The organism is Pontibacter harenae (assembly GCF_020907245.1).
In the GTDB taxonomy this organism is placed as follows: Bacteria; Bacteroidota; Bacteroidia; order Cytophagales; family Hymenobacteraceae; genus Pontibacter; species Pontibacter harenae.
The window spans coordinates 41,910-58,147 of the sequence record NZ_JAJJWH010000008.1 but is presented as its reverse complement, the minus strand read 5'-3'; the positions used below and the strand labels follow the sequence as shown (position 1 = coordinate 58,147).

Genomic DNA, 16,238 nt, shown 5'->3' with positions numbered 1-16,238 from the left:
GGTTTCCCACCGCATTTACAAATAATAAGAACCCTTCTGATGACAAGGAGCCTGGCTAGATCCACTTTCTTTGCCAGCATCAACTCAGACGCAGCTGTGCAAGAGAGGCATATGCCGCCTTTCCGCTTATGTCTGGCACAATGTAGAGTTCCAGTACCCTCACATCCGCGAGCTCTACAGCATAGTTCTCTAACTCTTCTGAAGCATACTGCGGACTGAAGTTATACTGCTGCCTTACAATCTGCTGATAAGATTGATCTCTGGCAGACTGCCAACGGAGAAGAAATTCCTGCGTGCGCTCCTGGCCATTTCCGCGAAACAGGAGCTTGATTCGGCTAATCCTTTGTGGCGCATCAAATATGAGCCGTATCGTTTGCTCACCTGGCTGTGCCGCTTTCCATCCATCTTCGCTCCCGTCTGTGAATGCTACCTCGATGGGATGTGCCTCCTCTTCGGACGTAACTTCCACCTGAACCAACTGCTCCAAGTCTAGCCAGTTGTGCTGCTCTATGGAGGATACCGTCTGGTTTTCTTGCTGAATAATCTTTTTGCGCATAAAATGTTTTAAAAGTAGCTCCAGGTGAAACTCATCACCGGCAACTGCCTTGTATAATGTCTCGGTATTGCCAACTAAAAAGCGGGCGAAGGAAAAGGAATATCCCTACTATATGTATACGTGAATGTCGATTTTTCAACTGCAATTTTCAGGATATCAATAATTTGTATTCAATCAATATTGCAGGCTACTTGCATGCGCTTTAAGTTTTCGGAAGCGCATGCAAAACATGTTACGTAATGCGCATTTTCCTAGAGCGGTGGTACTCACTTTCAGTGTATATGGTAGCGCTACAAAAAGCAGCGGAATAATCGTGTTTCAGAAATAGTTTTCCAGCTCATCATTCACGCTTCAAACTGTTTCTGATGCTCTTATTCGTTAGCACCTGCTCTCTTACTTCAGATGATCTGATCAGGCCTTCCTCATGTTACTTTCAAAAGAACCTAAAAATAAAAGCTTGTAAGAATAAAGACTCAGGTTTACTCCTGAATACTTATTCTTACAAGCTTTTATTTGGTGCAGCTTAGTATTAAAGGTTACTGCTAATACTGGAACAAAACATTTGTCCCGTTTCGTATCCACTTTTCAAAAAATACATTGTCATTGAATTCACCTGTAAGTAACACCGAGTCGCTTTCTGTTACAGGAGTGCGGGTGCTCATAAAGTTTGGAAGAATATTTTGATTATTAGGAACCCAATCCTGACCTTTTTTAAGGGCTATGCATAGGTACTCATGTGTAGTAGTATCAACAAGGTATTTTCTATTCATCTTTAGCGTAATTAAGATTTACAGTTATTTAAGTGCAGTTATAGGCATGTATAGCTGTAACTACCATAAAAAAAGCCTTACCGTGGAGATAAGGCTTTTTCTGTGACTATAGTTTAAAACTAAGCGCGTTGTACGTTTACCGCGTTCAGTCCTTTTCTTCCTTCTTGTAGGTCAAAAGTAACTTCGTCATTTTCTCTGATTTCATTTACCAAGCCAGATACGTGTACGAAATACTCCTGATCTGAATTTGTTTCTTTGATGAACCCGAACCCTTTCAGGTCATTGAAGAATTTTACTGTTCCGTTATTCATATTGTGTTTGTTATTATACACCTACTACATATCTGCAGGCATATACGTTCATTATTTTCTACAATATACCATAAATAAATTACAAAAGCGACTTTATTTCTTCCATCCTTACCTTATTTTCTCGGGCAAACCACTAACTGCACGGGCATCTAACGCTACTATAAACCTACCTAATATAAGGATGTAGCAGCATAGAGCATGTTTATCACTTATACATCGAGCTACAAATACGGAAATTCTCTCCTTCAAAAATAAAATTCAAATAGGCTGTTATCATCAGGTTCCAAAAGCAAAAAGCTGCCTGAAATAAATTAGGCAGCTTTTAAACCATTGAGTTTACAGGGTCTTATTTTCCTGGGATAATATCGATTATAACTGTTCTGTTATAAAAACGCTCTTCTGGGAATTTATTCTCAAATGGTGCTAGTGTCTGATCTTCACCAAAACCTTGCACTTCAAATGTCACATCATTTCTGCCTGCTTTAGCCAGGCTGCTTTCGATGATTCTTTTCACGTCATTAGCCCGTGCCAGAGACAGGTTCCTGTTCTTCTCCTCATCACCAATTGTATCTGTATGACCATGAATAATGACCTTGCCACCATTGGGGATTTTAGGCGTAACGATTTCGGTTAGGTATTTCTCATAACTGGTTATAGCCTTAGAGTCGTTAAATTCATAAAGCACACTGTAACGCTGACCTTCTTCGTCTTTGGCTGGAGTCCAGAGCACCATGTTTACAGTAGCTTCCTTCTTCTCGATAGAGCCATCTTCTTTCGTTCCCAGCATCGTTACGAGGTAAGTGCCTTTAGGACGATCTCCCAAAATAGATTTGCCTGGTATACTTACACTTTCCTGCATGTAAGGTCCAAAGTTCTGAACGATACCTCTATCATCTGTTATGTTCATAGACCATGATGTATAAGCCTTCTCAGAACCAGCCGACGTAAAGGTAACGTAGCTGTCAAGCGGTGCCTCCTGTATGGCCGTAATTTCCACTGGTTTCAAGGCAGCTTCTGGGCCACTCTGGAATTCCATCAACAAAGCTGGTGAGTTGCTTTCAATAGACACACGACGGTCGCCTTCACGAAGCAACTCCAGCTCTTTTGTGCCACCTGGCTGTTCCGAAGGCAGCTTTGGTTTGTTACGTCCCTCAACTAAGATGCGTGAAGCATCAATGCTGAACGTATTGACAAGGTAGCTCTTTACAGTTTCAGCCATTACAGTACCTTCCTGCGGGCCATTTTCAGACGAACCCACCAATGTTATACTTGCTGCTGGATTTTTGCCCAGACGGTCTCCCAAAATATTGAGTACATTATAGTACACTGTCATTTCGCGTTCCGAACGGCCAGCCATTGTTTTAGGAGTAAACACCTCCAGTTGATCTTCTTTAAAATCTTTTACCTGGTCCTGCTCTAACAGCACATAACGATTTGGAATGGCAGTAGAACCCTGGTTAAAGAACACATAATTACGCAGCGGGAATGTTTCTCTTATCCTGCGATCGGCCGTAATGTTGGTTGGCGAATCAACGGAGAACTGCACATCGTTGGCAGCTATCGTAGCGTTCGGCTTTCCGCGTCCAAATTTAAGGGCAGCTCCAAGTCTCAGTGTGTTTACCGTCATCGTCTCGATGCTGCGTGGCGACTGACCAAAGTATGGCTGGTACGTCACGAAAGGAGAAAATATGAGCTGGTTACGGTTATTTTGTGAGTTAAGCGGGATATCATATCCTGCGCCAACCTGCATCGAAAGAAGCCTTTGCTTTACATCACTCAGATCACCATTAACCACAGGGTTCATTTCCTGATCTGGGTAAGCTGGGTTAACGCCTAGTTGGTACCTAAACTCCTTCTTCACATTAAAAGCCAGTCTCGGGCCACCCATCAGGTATAAACCCGATGATTTGAAAGGAGTGAAACGTAGGCTTGGCTCCACTATGATATAGCTAAGCTTCGTGCTTAGATCTGTAGGGCAATCACACGCGGTTGTTTGTTGATCAAAGGCACCTCTGCGGCTGTCATAGCCTGTTTGCAGCATAAGCCCCCATCTAGATTCTGGACGTCGGTATTCTATAAGCGGTGCCGCGAAAAGACCAACGCCATTGCCTTCATGAAACGCTACTGACGGTGTTAGCTGCCCATTCAGTTTTTGAGTAGAACCGTTGTAGAAGTTAAAGTTTGCACCAGCTACTGCACCAAACCACCACGATGGCTTCGTAAACGGCGTATCCTGCGCCTGTGTTTGTGCCTGTATTCCCGTGATAAGTAAAGTACTTAACGCTAAACTTGAGAGCGTAATCTTAGAGGCAGACCACGCTTGGCGCGATCTGGTATTGTTATTTTTAATGGTCATTTTCGTATTGATTAAGGCTTCTCGATGATGTTGGTGTTGGTCATTACTACCGCGCCATTCAGCGCCAGCATTCTACCTACTGCTTTGGCACCTGAGTTCATGGTGATAGAAGTCAGGGCAAGCACATTTCCTTTAAAGGATGTGCCGTCGCCGATGGTAGCAGAGCTGCCTGTTTGCCAGAAGATGTTTTTGGCTTGTGCGCCGCCCGTAAGTATAATGTTACCGCCTGCTCCACCAACTGTGGTAAAGTCTGAAGCTATCCGGAAGATCCATACTGCATTCGGATCGCCTTTTGCATCCAGTGTTAAGTCACCAGCTTGTATCAACAGTGTTGAGGTTGATTTGTAGATACCTGGAGCAAGTGTTTTACCACCCTGATCGCCTGCTACTGTGGCTGGTGCAGGAGAAGATGCGCCTTCAGCATAAAGATAAGCTTCTAGTAAATCCTGCTTCGCCTGTAGCAACATGGCTGCAGTGCCTGGAGGTGCAATATCATCGGAGGCATAAATGGCACCGTTCACAATGATAGCTGGCGGAAATCCCGTTACAGAAGAGCGAACACCTGGTGTTATTCCTACATCCAAGTTTCTGATCTCACTAAACCCTGCATTATTACTGATGCCAACGCCTGCAAAGATGCCGAAGCGAGCCGCCGTTTTTAAATCTACCCCCATAGCTGGAGTACCTGGTTGGGTAGTAGTGTTGGCTACCGTAGTAAAAATCCATGCGTAGTTGTCTGCTAAGGCTACACCGTTGGTGCTCTTGGCTGCCGTAGTAATGGTAGCCGTATAGGTTGTGTTAGCAGCCAGGTTGTTGACAGGTGTAAAGCTTGCAGTAGTGCCAGTGTAGCTAATGTCGCCAGCCACTGTTGTTGTACCTGTTTTTAAAGTAAAGGAAGTTGCCGTGATCGTTGAAGGATTCATCCCTTCGCTGAAGCTTGCAGTGATCACTTTCGTAAGAGCCACACCAGTAGCCTGGCTAGCAGGGTCCGTAGCGGTAACGGTAGGTGTTGTATGCGGTATGGTTGTAAAGGTCCATTCGTAGTTGCTCACCAATGGGTTACCTTCCGTGTTTTTGGCACCAGTTGTGATAGTTCCAGTATAAACAGTGTTTGCAGTCAGGTTGGCAGTTGGCGTAAAGACAGCCGTTGTGCCAGAATAAGTTATTGTTCCTGCAACTGCTGTTGCACCTTGCTTTAGGGTAAAAGTCGTGGAGTTAAGCGTCTGCGGATCCATGGGAACACTAAAGGAAGCAGCTATTGCCTTACTCAGCATGACACCCGTTGCACTGTTGGCTGGGTCAGTAGAAACAACCACAGGCGATACAAGTGCACCGGTACTGAATGTCCAGACGTAATCTCTTTGCAGGGCATTGCCCAGCATGTCTTTTACGGACGTAGTTACTCTGCCGGTATACGTTGTGGCGTATGCCAGTTTTGTTTCAGGCACAAAGGTTAGTGTGTTGGTTTTTGTATCAAAAGATATCTGTCCTTGTACTCTTTCCGTTCCTGATAAGGTGAAGGATGTTTGGGTGATAGTCTCAGGGTTCATCTCCTCGTTAAAAGTAACAGTAACCTGAGATTCGCGAGGCACGTCAGTGGCTCCGTCTATAGGAGTGGTACTTAAAACAACGGGACAAACCCCAAATTTTTCTATGAATGTATCTTCCTTACATCCGGTAATCACGACAACCGATGCGAACGCAAGGGAAGTCACTAGTTTTCTTAAATTCACTGGGTCTTTGTTAATTCTCCGTTACTGGCGGGTGCGTGCATCTTATATTAAGCACGGCAGTATTTGATGTTACAAAGATGAGGGTTTACAGATCGTGAAGTGTTACATACTTAATATAGTATGTTATATATATCACATGTTTTGAAAACAACTTTGGTTTATACTTGGCTTGCCCTAAAGCGAAAGAAGGCACAGAAACAAAGAAGTTTAGATCTTTGTTTCTGTGCCTTCTGTATATATTACAGGCAATGTTATACTTTAAAACTGTATGTATGCTTAAAGTAGAACCTTTAAGAATACATGCTCGGAATTCCTAGTCCGGCTAACACACGGCTTCTAACATTTAAGGCGCCTATAATACGGTTAACTGGCTCTGGATACATTCTGATCAGGGTAGGTATAGCTATAATCCCTGCTTTCTCCGCCTTATCAGGATCTTTCTGAATATCAATTATTTCAAGATTGTAATTGTCATTTAGATTTTCCTTGCAGATCTTAAGTAGAGTGTCCACGGCCTCTATCGAGTTTGGGCTGTGTCCATTAATAAAGAGCTGAAATTCATGCTTGCTCATCTGTTAGTTTGGCTAAAAGTTCCAGTATATACCGGTATGGTGTGCTACTACTAAATGCTACTTATGCTTAATAAGCATTGGGTTGCCTGTCATTATGCCGCTAATGCCAGCGAAGTGGCTTCCTATCTCGGCCCCCTCATCTGAGATAGAAAACTTTCGAATAGAAAAATCGTGTTTGGAACCGCGCATTTTAAGCACAGCTATACTGCGTTGCATTTCCCCATTCATTTCTACATAGCGCAGCAGTATAATCGAATCTGTGATGGGTGAAATATTGCCTTCCGTATCAGATGTGCCGCCTGCAAGAAGGGGCGTGTTAGACGTAAACATGCCTGTAATTTCCAGGTGCTTGAGGTACGAAGTAAAGGCAATGATAAATTCCCTAAATCCTTTGTCAGAGGATGTGCGCGACAGAGCAGATAAACTATCGATAGCAATCCTGTCGGGTTTGAAAGTTTTTACAAGTTCCTGAATGTTTATAAAATGATCTTCCAGCGAAGAAATCTCAGGATAAACACATAACACCTTCAAGAGCCCTTCTTCTTCCAGTTGCTTAAAATCTATGCCCCAGTTTGCAGCGTTACGGTAAAGCTGCTCGCTGCTTTCTTCAAAAGCCATGAGCAGGCAACGTTCCTTGTTCTGCCGTATACCGTTTATAAAGTTGGCTACAAGCAATGTTTTACCAGCCCCGATTGCCCCAGAAATAAGGTTAATGGAGCCTTTGTAAAAACCTCCGTCAATCATTTTGTCCAGTGCTGGTATACCAGATGTTACCCGTTCGTTCAAAGAGGCATGCTTCAGGCTCATAGCCGAAAGCGGAATAATAACAATGGCCTTTTCAGGGTTTATGGTAAACGGGTTTTCGCCTTTCTCGTGGTTGCTTCCCCTGAACTTCAGAATCTCGATGGTTCTTCGGCGCTTCTCGTTCTGTAGCACGTTACGAAGTATGACCACGTTATCCGTCAGAAACTCTTCTACTCCAAAGCGTGTGATCCTACCATATTCTTCCAGGCGTTCAGCCGTAATGATAGAGGTTGCACCTAATCGCGACAGGGTCAGGGCTACCTGTATCAGCTCCCGACGAATGGCATGCATCTCTTCGTGAAATTGCATAAAGATGCTGCCTATCGAATCTATAACCACCCGTTGCGCCTTGCTTTTCTGCACCGCTCTCTCTAGCCTAATCCTAAAAGCGCTCAGATCGAAATCTCCAACAGCTATTATGTTTTCCTCTTTGGGGGCGGCATCTACAAATACCCATTTGCCTTCTTTTTCCCAGGTATCAATATCCCAATTAAAGCTTTTAAGGTTTCTCCGGATATCGTCTATCTGTTCTTCAAAGGTGACAAATACTCCAGGCTGATCGAACAACTGAATGCCCATTGCTAAAAATTGTGCGCCAAACAGCGTTTTGGCACTGCCAGAACTGCCTGCCACAAGTGTTGTCCGGCCTAATGGTAATCCGCCATGTGAAATATGATCAAAGGAAGTGTTTCCTGTTTCTAGTTTTTGAAGGTTCATAGGCAAACGTAAGCGGTTTTGGAAGTGGAAGTATGGTTTTGGACTTATAGGTAGAGGTACTCTGGCGGCAGGCTTTTTTAATGAGCTTTATGAAGCATGCTTGCAAACCTCTATTTAAAAATTCAGGCCAAGGCCTCTATACACCTGTGGGGATAATGAATGATGAATTAAAACTTATACATAATAAAAGCACACTTTAAGCATGAAATACTTATACCTTAAGAGTGCACAAAATTGAGGCAAACAAGAGAGAAAACTTTACATACTTATTCAAGTATGTTTCAAATTTTACAGGTTCTCGAGTACGCCTTCGCGCTTATCTTTTATCTGCTTGTAAAACGAAGGCGAAAGCCCCGTTACCTTTTTGAACTGGCTGGATAAATGGGCGACACTGCTATAATGCAGGCGATGGGCAATTTCGGTCAGATTAAGTTCATCATAAAACAGCAGCTCTTTTGCTTTCTCTATCTTATGGATGATGATGAATTGCTGAATGGTAATGCCTTTGACTTCGGAGAAGAGATTGGCCAGGTAATTATAGTTGTAGCCAAGCTTTTCGCTGATGTAAACGGAGTAATTCACCTTCGGCTGTTCTTCCGAAGAGTGGATCATATCTGTGATAAGCGCCTTTATTTTATCAACTAGTTTGCTCTTGCTGTCATCAAGTAACACCAGACCGACTTTGCTCAGGTTTTCATTTAGCTGTTCGAGTTGTATGTCGGTAATATCTTTGTGTATTTCCACCATACCCAAATCCACCACAACATATTCCGATTGCAGTCCGAGACTTATGAGTTCTTCCTGCACCAGTGTCTTGCAGCGGTTACTGACCATGTACTTAATGTATAGTTTCATTTGTGTTCGTAAAGTGCATACTCAAATCCGGGAGTATGATACGGCGCTGCTGCTAGCAAAGTGATTAGAACCTGGTGCGAGTGATGAGCAATGAGATCAGGGGTTTTACAAGTAAGTGTAAAACAGGTTCTGTTATTTATACTTACGACGTTTGGGATAGAATATTAATTCATTAAGCCGTAAAGTATAAATTCATAAAGAAGCCTATGCCGCGTTAAAAACAGTAATACCAGTTAGTTAAAACAAAAAAATCCATCCTGTTACTAACAGCCCAAGTTTAATCTGGAAAATTAGTAACAGGACAGATTATAACTTACCTGTTAAGCTTGACCTATAGTAGATACACCTGTAGAAAGATTGAGGAAGGCACTGGCCAAACAGCAGGAGATTGTTTTTCAGTAATGTACGTTGTTTCAGTGTTATGTTTTCAAGCATCTCAACGGTGCCCAAATCAACCATCACATACTGCGAGCCCAGGTTGTCAGTTCTTTCTTCACCATCATTTTGCTGCGCAAGCTAACCATGTATTTGATGTACAGCATCATACCAATCCATTATAACTCGTAAATATACCTGTTAGCCTTTCAAAACAAACCTATATCTTCAGCTTTTACCTCTTTCGATACGCTGTCATCTCAAAGAACTCACCCCCAGATTGTTCCATAGCTACAGCGGCTCATTGTCCCGGCAATAGACAGAATTGAAGAAAGTCGTTAAGGCCTATAGCCATCAATGTCTATCCTGTGGAAAGAGGTTGTGATGGCGTGACTACACCATGCGCAGCATCATTAGGCGCTGCTGTAGAATATTGGATTCGTACATTTTAAAACTTTCTTATTTCTAAAAATACTATTTCCTTAAAAAGAACACGCTATATATAGCTATAAAACAATCTTATCACCATAGGGCTATCACTGCCGAAAACAAGAGGTTTTGGTAATCTTGCCAGGAGAGAAAAGAAAGACTTGCAGGAGGCTGGCAAATTCCATAACCTAAAAAATATGCAAAAAACTTTAACGTTTAAACAGATGTTTTAAAAAAAGCTATTAAGTTTGCATTCCCATTACATATTTATAGTGCTTGAGATGAATACATTAACTGATTTTTATGATAAGCTCGATAACTGTGATGTTATCGCTTTAACACTGATTAGCTCAGACAGACTATATTGCCGCTTTTTTAAAGATAATCTATACAAGTCTAGAGTTTTTGTTTCTGACCCAACCTTAATAGCTGAGCTTTCTCAGTTATGCGGTAAAGGCGAAATTGTAGACACGAAAGGAGTTGCCAAACTAAAACAAGCCGCTCTTACTGTATAAAACAAAAGCCGCTCACCCAAACCAGGTGAGCGGCTTTTTTAAATGTACAAGCTAGAAGTCGATTTGCTCTTTTGCAGCTCCTTAAATTTTCAACTGGCACACGGTATTAAAAAGCCCCTGAAATCATAAAAAGATCTCTTATTTCAGACAACAAGCTTACATAGCCCCGCTACTACCACTCCTCTTTAGCAGCCTGATTTTCACACCTATTTTAGCGACCATCGCTCACCTCCCATGGCATTTTGGGACACTCGCCTGCATAACTACAACCTACAAAATCTGGCTTGTTCCCCTGGCTGTCTTCTGCACAGAAAAGCACAGCTACCATAGCAGCGTTACCATAACGTGTTCTGACAAAGTCCATCGTGCCACCAGTTTCCGTTGCATCATCAATAAACAACACATCATCAAACTGTAAGCGCCCCGTAAGGCTATCACCCAAGAAACCATTTTCTCGGTTATAGTTAACATAGTCTACCACATCAATACCTAGCTTATGAGCTACCAGCGCTGCTGGTATGCAACCTCCACGGCCTACAGCTGCTACACAGGTAATTCCCTTGTCCTGCAGAGCCTTAGATAACTGATCAACAGCAAACTCTACCTCATCCCAAGTATACTTATCCTTCATCTTTTTCCTCCTCAAACTTATAATACCTTACCTATAAGCGGCCAAGCTAATGAAAGTTACAAAGCTATCACAAATCTCTCCTCCATAGCTTTAACTAATACATTTACAGGGCCATCCATATTAACCTTTTCGTTTGAAAGCGAGTATCAGATTATACATGGCAATACTTTCATATTAACGAAAGCGGATGCTTGTTTATCTAAAAGTGCCATGCATAAACACGCCGCGAAACAGACAAGATAAAACTATGAACAACTTCAGACTATACCTATCGATGCTTTTTGTGCTACTGGCCTTTACGATGAGCAGTTGTGAGCTGGTAGGAGACATATTTAAAGCAGGCATGTGGACCGCGCTCATTATCATCGTAATAGTCGTGGCATTGATCATTTGGATATTTAAGAAAATAACCAGAAGATAGAAACAGAAAAAGGAGCCTCGCGAGGCTCCTTTTTCTGTTTTATTCGGTAAGCTTTTATTTTGTTTTCTTAGGCATTGTGCCTAAAATATGGTCCCACAGCGGCGAAGACACACCAAATGCGGCATCATGGTCTTTGTAATGATGAATGCTGTGATGCACCCATAGTACCTTTAAAAAGTTTTTAGGCGGAGCATAAGCATGCACGGCATAATGCACATACAGGTACATAGCGTAGCCGAATAACACCCCAGCCACAACACCAAATACAAACTGCCCAAAAATCAGCTTAAAGAAAAAGAAGAAAGCCGAGGCGTACAGAATACTTACAACCGGCGGCATAGCCAGTCGCTTCTTGTCTTTCGGAAATTCGTGGTGGTTGCCATGGAAAAGGTACTGCAAGCGTGCCTTCAGCGGCGTGTCTGTTTCCATATGGAACACGTAGCGGTGCGCCAGGTACTCTATAAAAGTAAAAATTAACCAGCCTAAAAAGAAAAAGCTAACCGCTTCTAAAATATTAATAAAGCTGTGGGTAACACCATAATAAATTAATCCGATAGCGATAATGATAAAAATGGAGATCGGAACAGCAACATTTGTTCGGGTGAGTTTTTCTAGAACTGGGTTCTGAAAAAGTTGAGCACTTCCTTTATGATTCGGTTTCATATACTTTCTAGCTATATACTTTTTTCAACTGCAAATATTAGATAAAATATTAGAAGTTGCTACACGCGCTATGAGGGACGGCAACAGCGTGCAGCCTTATATGCTATTGGAATAACGTAAACAACGTAGGCATGTTATTATTTTCCCCCGATAAAATATGATGTGCTTGCAGGTAAAAAGGTCGTCGTTGCTCTAAAACCTTAGCTATAAAAGCCTTAAGTTCATCTTCTGTTTTTCCTGCTATAAGCGGCCGCACGGCCATATCCGAATTGTAGAGCCTGCGCGTAATTTCACCAATGGGCACATCCAGAAAAACGCTTTTCCCGTGTTGGTTTATAAACTCCATATTGTCAAAAAAGCAGGGTGCTCCGCCACCCGTAGCCACTACAGCCTGTTTATAATGCTGCACTACCCCCATCAGGTGCTCACGCTCTAACTCTCTGAACCTATCCGCCCCCTCCTGCTCAAAAATCTGGGCTACTGTTCTCCCCTCCTGCTGCACAATGTACTCATCCAGGTCCACAAAAGTATAGCTCAGCTGCTCCGCCAGCTGCCGCCCCATCGTGGTTTTGCCACTACCCATCATACCGACTAAGAAGATTAACACCTTTCTTGAGAATTAAGATTTATAAATCATGAATGGAGGTAACGACATTTTAGAACACCTCGCCCCAAACTCCTCCACTGCTAACTGTTATGACACCTGAACCGACACATACTGATAACGCTTACAAAAACTCCTGCACTTCCTCTATTCCAGGAGTATCGTTGTGGTGCCATTTGCCTTTTACAGTACCGTCCTGCAACAGCAGTATGCCTGGGTTAGAACGAATGATGGTTTTAAGCACAGTGCCATCGCCGTAGTAATAAGGCACGGCTAAATTTACCTCGTGGCGGAAAATTTCAAAATCCTGGCTGCTGGAAGAGGTAACTACCATTGGAGTAACACCACTTTGCTCTGCCGCTGTTACCAACTGGTTTATTTTATCGAAATTTTCCTGGCTAGCTTTGGCAACACTTTGTATGATGATGATAAGTTTATTTCCTGCCAGAACTTCCTGTGTATAGTCACCTTCGTCGTTCCACACATTAAAGTCAGTGATCTTTGGCCCATCCTCAGGGTTTATGGCTACCATTTCTTTAAACTTATAGCTTTCGTCCATCGGGTACTCCTCAAACTCCTCTTCCTTACCATCCTTTTCCATAATGTACTTATAGCGGAGCGGAGCCGATGCCTGCATCAGCGCTGGAATATTATTACCTTCTTTATAAGCTCTGAAATCGATGTAAGGCAGGTGTTGGTACGCGTACCAGCCAATCACGACCGAAATTACGGCTGTAAGTGCTGTAACAGTAGCACCCACTGCTGGCTGCACAAAAGGCCTCAGGTAACGCTGCGTAAACAGCAGTATAATAATCATGACCAGCAGCACCAAATCTTTTGTAAACGACTCCCATGGCGTCAGTACAATGGCATCGCCGAAGCAGCCGCAATCGGTTACTTTGTTAAAGAAGGCCGAATAGAAAGTCAGGAACGAGAAGAACACGATAATCACGAGCAGTGCCACCAGAATAGCTTTCAGTCGCCAGCGAATTAGAAGTGCCACCCCCAGCACAATCTCCAGCGAACTCAGGAAAATAGACAGGAACAAGGCATAAGGCTCGAAAGCCTTGAAGAAAGGCGCAATGTCCTGCGAGAACACCTCGAAGTATTCCTCCAGCTTTATGGCCGTACCAACAGGATCGTTTATCTTGATCAGGCCTGAAAATATGAAAAGCACACCGACAAAAAGCCAGCAGAACTTACTTATGAACTTCATCTTTTATAGTTAAAGAGTTAAAAAGTTAGAGGGTTTGAGAGTTTTTTCCTGCCCCCTTTGGTCCCTGCTTGTCTACAGCGAGGAGCTTTTACCACAGCACAAACAGCAGTCGCAGCTTCCCTCCTGTTTTTAGGAGGGGCAGGGGGAGGTTATTTCCCAAACCCCATCTTTATCAAACAAAACACGGCATAGTTGATCATGTCGCGATAGTTGGCTTCCACGCCTTCCGAGATCAGCGTCTGGCCCTGGTTATCTTCTATCTGCTTGGTGCGATACAGCTTCATCAGGATAATGTCGGTGATGGAGCTTACCCGCATATCGCGCCAGGCCTCGCCATAGTCGTGGTTCTTAGCATTCAGCAGCTTAATATTCTCCTCTATGTGCTGCGCGTACAGACGCTCCACCTCTTCGGCTGGTAAGTTAAGCTCCGAATTCTCCTGCAAACCCAGCTGCATCAGAGCAATAACACAGTAGTTGATAATACCTACAAACTCAGAAGAGATATCATCCTCCACCAACTGCTTTCCTTTCTCCTGTATAGAACGAATGCGTTGCGCTTTAATGAAGATCTGATCGGTAATAGAAGGCAACCGCAGCACACGCCAGGCCGTGCCGTAATCTTTTGTTTTTTTTACAAACGTGTCTTTGCAGCGGTTTACTACCTGATTATATTCCTGGAGGGTTTGACTAATCAACTTTTTAGCTTTAATTTTAAAAATAATTGACTCAGAAGCCAACATTGGAATCGAAAGATAGCTTTTTTCGACATAAAAGTACACTTAACTGCCGTGGAAAAATCCTCTCGCTAGACACGCCGCTAGTGATGGGAATTCTGAATGTTACCCCCGATTCCTTTTATGCTGGCAGCCGCCTTAGCTCAATAGACGAGGTACTGCAGAAAGCCGAAACCATGCTGGCCGACGGAGCCGATGTATTGGATGTTGGCGGCTACTCCTCCAGACCTGGCGCTGACGATGTAAGCACAGAAGAAGAACTGGCTCGCCTTATACCAGCCACAGAGGCTATCATGAAAGCCTTTCCTGAAGCCGTTCTTTCTGTTGATACTTTCAGAGCCCGTGTAGCAGAAGAAGCAGTAGCGGCAGGAGCTTCCATTATAAACGATATCTCAGGTGGCAACTTGGACGAGACTATGTTCGAGACGGTGGCGAAGCTGCAGGTGCCTTACATTCTGATGCACATGCGCGGCACTCCCCAAACCATGAACTCGCTCGCAAAATACGACGATGTGGTACTAGAGGTGCTGGATGAGTTGCAAGTGCTGGTAGCTAAGCTAAAGCAACTTGACGTAAAAGACATTATACTAGACCCAGGCTTCGGCTTTGCCAAAACGATAAACCATAACTTTGAGCTACTAAATCGCTTAGAAGAATTACGTATCTTAGAACTTCCTATACTGGCAGGCATGTCGCGTAAATCCATGGTTTATAAAGCCTTAGACATAGGCCAGGCTGACGCATTGGTGGGAACAACTGTTGTAAACACCATTGCTTTGATGAAAGGCGCCGCCATTTTGCGGGTACATGACGTAAAAGAAACTAAGCAGACGATAGAACTTTACAAGAAAACAACACATTGACTTTCTTATTCAACATAGGGTTTTTAGAGATTGAGCTTCTCGATATCATCGATATTCTGCTCGTAACAGTGCTGCTGTACCAACTGTACAAGCTGCTGACGGGTAGTGTGGCGCTGAAGATCTTCTTGGGCTTGCTTTCTGTTTACCTGCTTTACCTGGTTGTAAGGGCCGCAGGCATGGAGCTGCTCAGCATTATACTGGGGCAGTTTATGGGTGTGGGTGTGTTGGCAGCCATCATTGTATTTCAGCCCGAAATCAGGCGCTTTTTGCTTCTTATTGGTAAAACAACAGCTTTTAACAACGATCGCTTTTTCCGTAGTTTCCCGTGGCGACGCGAACAGGCCGAAAAGCTTAGCCTTACGCCTTTTATAGAAGCCGCTAAAACATTGGCAGGCAAAAACACGGGGGCACTTATTGTATTTGCTAAAAGCTCAGAACTGAAGTACTATGCCGAGTCTGGTGATTTGATTGATGCCGTGGTATCGAAACGCTTGCTAATGTCTATTTTTAACAAGTACAGCCCGCTTCACGACGGTGCTGTCATTATTTCAGGGAACCGCATTAAAGCTGCACGCTGTATCTTACCTGTTACTGAGAATAACGATATTCCTGCCTCTATGGGCTTGCGCCACCGTGCTGCCATTGGCTTAACAGAAGTAACCGATAGCATTGTGCTGGTAGTGTCGGAAGAGACTGGACAGATTGCCTTGGTGCGTAATGGTGAGGTATTCCGCAACCTCTCTTCTGCTGACCTTCGTGTAAAGCTCAACCAGTTCCTTTTCGATGCTGACCAGCGCTCCGCAGCACCTACTGCTTCTGAAAAGTCTGTTAATGCAGCTTAAAACCCTCTGGTGCCCATTTCCAAATTAGGGATTGAACAGAACTGGCCGAAATCGTTATCATACACATGTACATCCGCTACTGCAGCCTGAGCTTATGCACTATACAAGTAGCATCATTCCCACATAAGGAGAAATTGTTATAGCTTACTTCAAATTTTTAAACAAAGCCATAACAACAAACGCGGCTAAGCTTGATCAAGCTTAGCCGCGTTTGTTGTTATGGCTCGGTCATGTCCTAAGGTATGAGAATGGCTTCCGCACCTATAAAGAC

17 protein-coding genes are annotated in these 16,238 nt (G+C 43.5%); 4 read left to right on the top strand and 13 right to left on the bottom strand.

What is annotated here, in order from left to right:
• Positions 1 to 79: 79 nt before the first annotated feature.
• The 8 genes from LN893_RS06265 to LN893_RS06230 all read right to left on the bottom strand — a co-directional run bounded on the left by LN893_RS06265 (position 80) and on the right by LN893_RS06230 (position 8,674).
• Positions 80 to 556 carry a hypothetical protein gene (locus LN893_RS06265; protein ID WP_229968946.1) on the bottom strand — a complete coding sequence of 159 codons (477 nt, stop codon included), beginning with the start codon at positions 554 to 556 and terminating at the stop codon, positions 80 to 82.
• A gap of 542 nt (positions 557 to 1,098) precedes the next feature.
• Positions 1,099 to 1,326 carry a hypothetical protein gene (locus tag LN893_RS06260; RefSeq protein WP_229968945.1) on the bottom strand — a complete coding sequence of 76 codons (228 nt, stop codon included), beginning with the start codon at positions 1,324 to 1,326 and terminating at the stop codon, positions 1,099 to 1,101.
• A gap of 119 nt (positions 1,327 to 1,445) precedes the next feature.
• Positions 1,446 to 1,637, bottom strand: coding sequence for a cold-shock protein (locus LN893_RS06255; protein WP_229968944.1), 192 nt, complete (start codon positions 1,635 to 1,637; stop codon positions 1,446 to 1,448).
• A 346-nt stretch (positions 1,638 to 1,983) separates the two neighbouring features.
• Positions 1,984 to 3,993, bottom strand: a complete 2,010-nt coding sequence (locus LN893_RS06250) for an OmpA family protein (RefSeq protein WP_229968943.1) — start codon at positions 3,991 to 3,993, stop codon at positions 1,984 to 1,986.
• Positions 3,994 to 4,004: 11 nt separating this feature from the next.
• Positions 4,005 to 5,726: an Ig-like domain-containing protein gene (locus tag LN893_RS20685; protein WP_229968942.1), complete on the bottom strand. Its 1,722-nt coding sequence runs from the start codon at positions 5,724 to 5,726 to the stop codon at positions 4,005 to 4,007.
• A 290-nt stretch (positions 5,727 to 6,016) separates the two neighbouring features.
• Complete coding sequence (locus tag LN893_RS06240; RefSeq protein WP_229968941.1) at positions 6,017 to 6,298, bottom strand: circadian clock KaiB family protein; 282 nt, start codon at positions 6,296 to 6,298, stop codon at positions 6,017 to 6,019.
• Positions 6,299 to 6,355: 57 nt separating this feature from the next.
• Positions 6,356 to 7,819 carry a circadian clock protein KaiC gene (kaiC, locus tag LN893_RS06235; RefSeq protein WP_229968940.1) on the bottom strand — a complete coding sequence of 488 codons (1,464 nt, stop codon included), beginning with the start codon at positions 7,817 to 7,819 and terminating at the stop codon, positions 6,356 to 6,358.
• A gap of 288 nt (positions 7,820 to 8,107) precedes the next feature.
• Entirely contained in the window at positions 8,108 to 8,674 is a 567-nt protein-coding gene (locus LN893_RS06230) for a helix-turn-helix domain-containing protein (RefSeq protein WP_229968939.1), read from the bottom strand.
• 1,085 nt (positions 8,675 to 9,759) lie between these two features.
• On the opposite strand from LN893_RS06230, the gene LN893_RS06225 reads away from it, so the two are divergent.
• The gene (locus LN893_RS06225; protein WP_229968938.1) at positions 9,760 to 9,993 is read left to right on the top strand and encodes a hypothetical protein; all 234 of its coding nucleotides are present in this window, start codon (positions 9,760 to 9,762) and stop codon (positions 9,991 to 9,993) included.
• Between the two features lie 211 nt (positions 9,994 to 10,204).
• Here the strand turns inward: LN893_RS06225 and LN893_RS06220 are convergent, their stop codons facing one another.
• Complete coding sequence (locus LN893_RS06220; RefSeq protein ID WP_229968937.1) at positions 10,205 to 10,624, bottom strand: phosphoribosyltransferase; 420 nt, start codon at positions 10,622 to 10,624, stop codon at positions 10,205 to 10,207.
• 247 nt (positions 10,625 to 10,871) lie between these two features.
• Between LN893_RS06220 and LN893_RS06215 the strand changes: the two genes are divergently transcribed.
• Positions 10,872 to 11,045 (top strand): hypothetical protein, encoded by a 174-nt coding sequence (locus LN893_RS06215; protein ID WP_229968936.1) that lies wholly within the window; start codon positions 10,872 to 10,874, stop codon positions 11,043 to 11,045.
• A 54-nt stretch (positions 11,046 to 11,099) separates the two neighbouring features.
• On the opposite strand, the gene LN893_RS06210 is transcribed toward LN893_RS06215, so the two are convergent.
• The 4 genes from LN893_RS06210 to LN893_RS06195 form a co-directional block, all read right to left on the bottom strand.
• Positions 11,100 to 11,708 (bottom strand): sterol desaturase family protein, encoded by a 609-nt coding sequence (locus LN893_RS06210; RefSeq protein ID WP_229968935.1) that lies wholly within the window; start codon positions 11,706 to 11,708, stop codon positions 11,100 to 11,102.
• Positions 11,709 to 11,811: 103 nt separating this feature from the next.
• Complete coding sequence (locus LN893_RS06205) at positions 11,812 to 12,315, bottom strand: shikimate kinase (protein ID WP_229968934.1); 504 nt, start codon at positions 12,313 to 12,315, stop codon at positions 11,812 to 11,814.
• A gap of 121 nt (positions 12,316 to 12,436) precedes the next feature.
• Positions 12,437 to 13,528 (bottom strand): BT_3928 family protein, encoded by a 1,092-nt coding sequence (locus LN893_RS06200; RefSeq protein WP_229968933.1) that lies wholly within the window; start codon positions 13,526 to 13,528, stop codon positions 12,437 to 12,439.
• Between the two features lie 149 nt (positions 13,529 to 13,677).
• Positions 13,678 to 14,223, bottom strand: a complete 546-nt coding sequence (locus LN893_RS06195; RefSeq protein ID WP_229968932.1) for a DUF1599 domain-containing protein — start codon at positions 14,221 to 14,223, stop codon at positions 13,678 to 13,680.
• Positions 14,224 to 14,267: 44 nt separating this feature from the next.
• Here LN893_RS06195 and folP point away from each other — a divergent pair, with 44 nt between their 5' ends.
• Together folP and cdaA are read left to right on the top strand one after the other, a co-directional pair.
• On the top strand, positions 14,268 to 15,125 hold the full coding sequence (folP, locus tag LN893_RS06190) for a dihydropteroate synthase (protein ID WP_229968931.1): 858 nt from the start codon (positions 14,268 to 14,270) through the stop codon (positions 15,123 to 15,125).
• Positions 15,122 to 15,967, top strand: a complete 846-nt coding sequence (gene cdaA, locus LN893_RS06185) for a diadenylate cyclase CdaA (RefSeq protein WP_229968930.1) — start codon at positions 15,122 to 15,124, stop codon at positions 15,965 to 15,967. The genes folP and cdaA overlap by 4 nt, the downstream gene beginning before the upstream one ends.
• Positions 15,968 to 16,238: the final 271 nt, after the last annotated feature.

Coding starts and splice junctions, on each gene's coding strand:
- LN893_RS06265 (WP_229968946.1), bottom strand. CDS start 556: ATGCGCAAAAAGATTATTCAGCAAGAAAACCAGACGGTATCCTCCATA.
- LN893_RS06260 (WP_229968945.1), bottom strand. CDS start 1,326: ATGAATAGAAAATACCTTGTTGATACTACTACACATGAGTACCTATGC.
- LN893_RS06255 (WP_229968944.1), bottom strand. CDS start 1,637: ATGAATAACGGAACAGTAAAATTCTTCAATGACCTGAAAGGGTTCGGG.
- LN893_RS06250 (WP_229968943.1), bottom strand. CDS start 3,993: ATGACCATTAAAAATAACAATACCAGATCGCGCCAAGCGTGGTCTGCC.
- LN893_RS06240 (WP_229968941.1), bottom strand. CDS start 6,298: ATGAGCAAGCATGAATTTCAGCTCTTTATTAATGGACACAGCCCAAAC.
- kaiC (WP_229968940.1), bottom strand. CDS start 7,819: ATGAACCTTCAAAAACTAGAAACAGGAAACACTTCCTTTGATCATATT.
- LN893_RS06230 (WP_229968939.1), bottom strand. CDS start 8,674: ATGAAACTATACATTAAGTACATGGTCAGTAACCGCTGCAAGACACTG.
- LN893_RS06225 (WP_229968938.1), top strand. CDS start 9,760: ATGAATACATTAACTGATTTTTATGATAAGCTCGATAACTGTGATGTT.
- LN893_RS06220 (WP_229968937.1), bottom strand. CDS start 10,624: ATGAAGGATAAGTATACTTGGGATGAGGTAGAGTTTGCTGTTGATCAG.
- LN893_RS06215 (WP_229968936.1), top strand. CDS start 10,872: ATGAACAACTTCAGACTATACCTATCGATGCTTTTTGTGCTACTGGCC.
- LN893_RS06210 (WP_229968935.1), bottom strand. CDS start 11,708: ATGAAACCGAATCATAAAGGAAGTGCTCAACTTTTTCAGAACCCAGTT.
- LN893_RS06200 (WP_229968933.1), bottom strand. CDS start 13,528: ATGAAGTTCATAAGTAAGTTCTGCTGGCTTTTTGTCGGTGTGCTTTTC.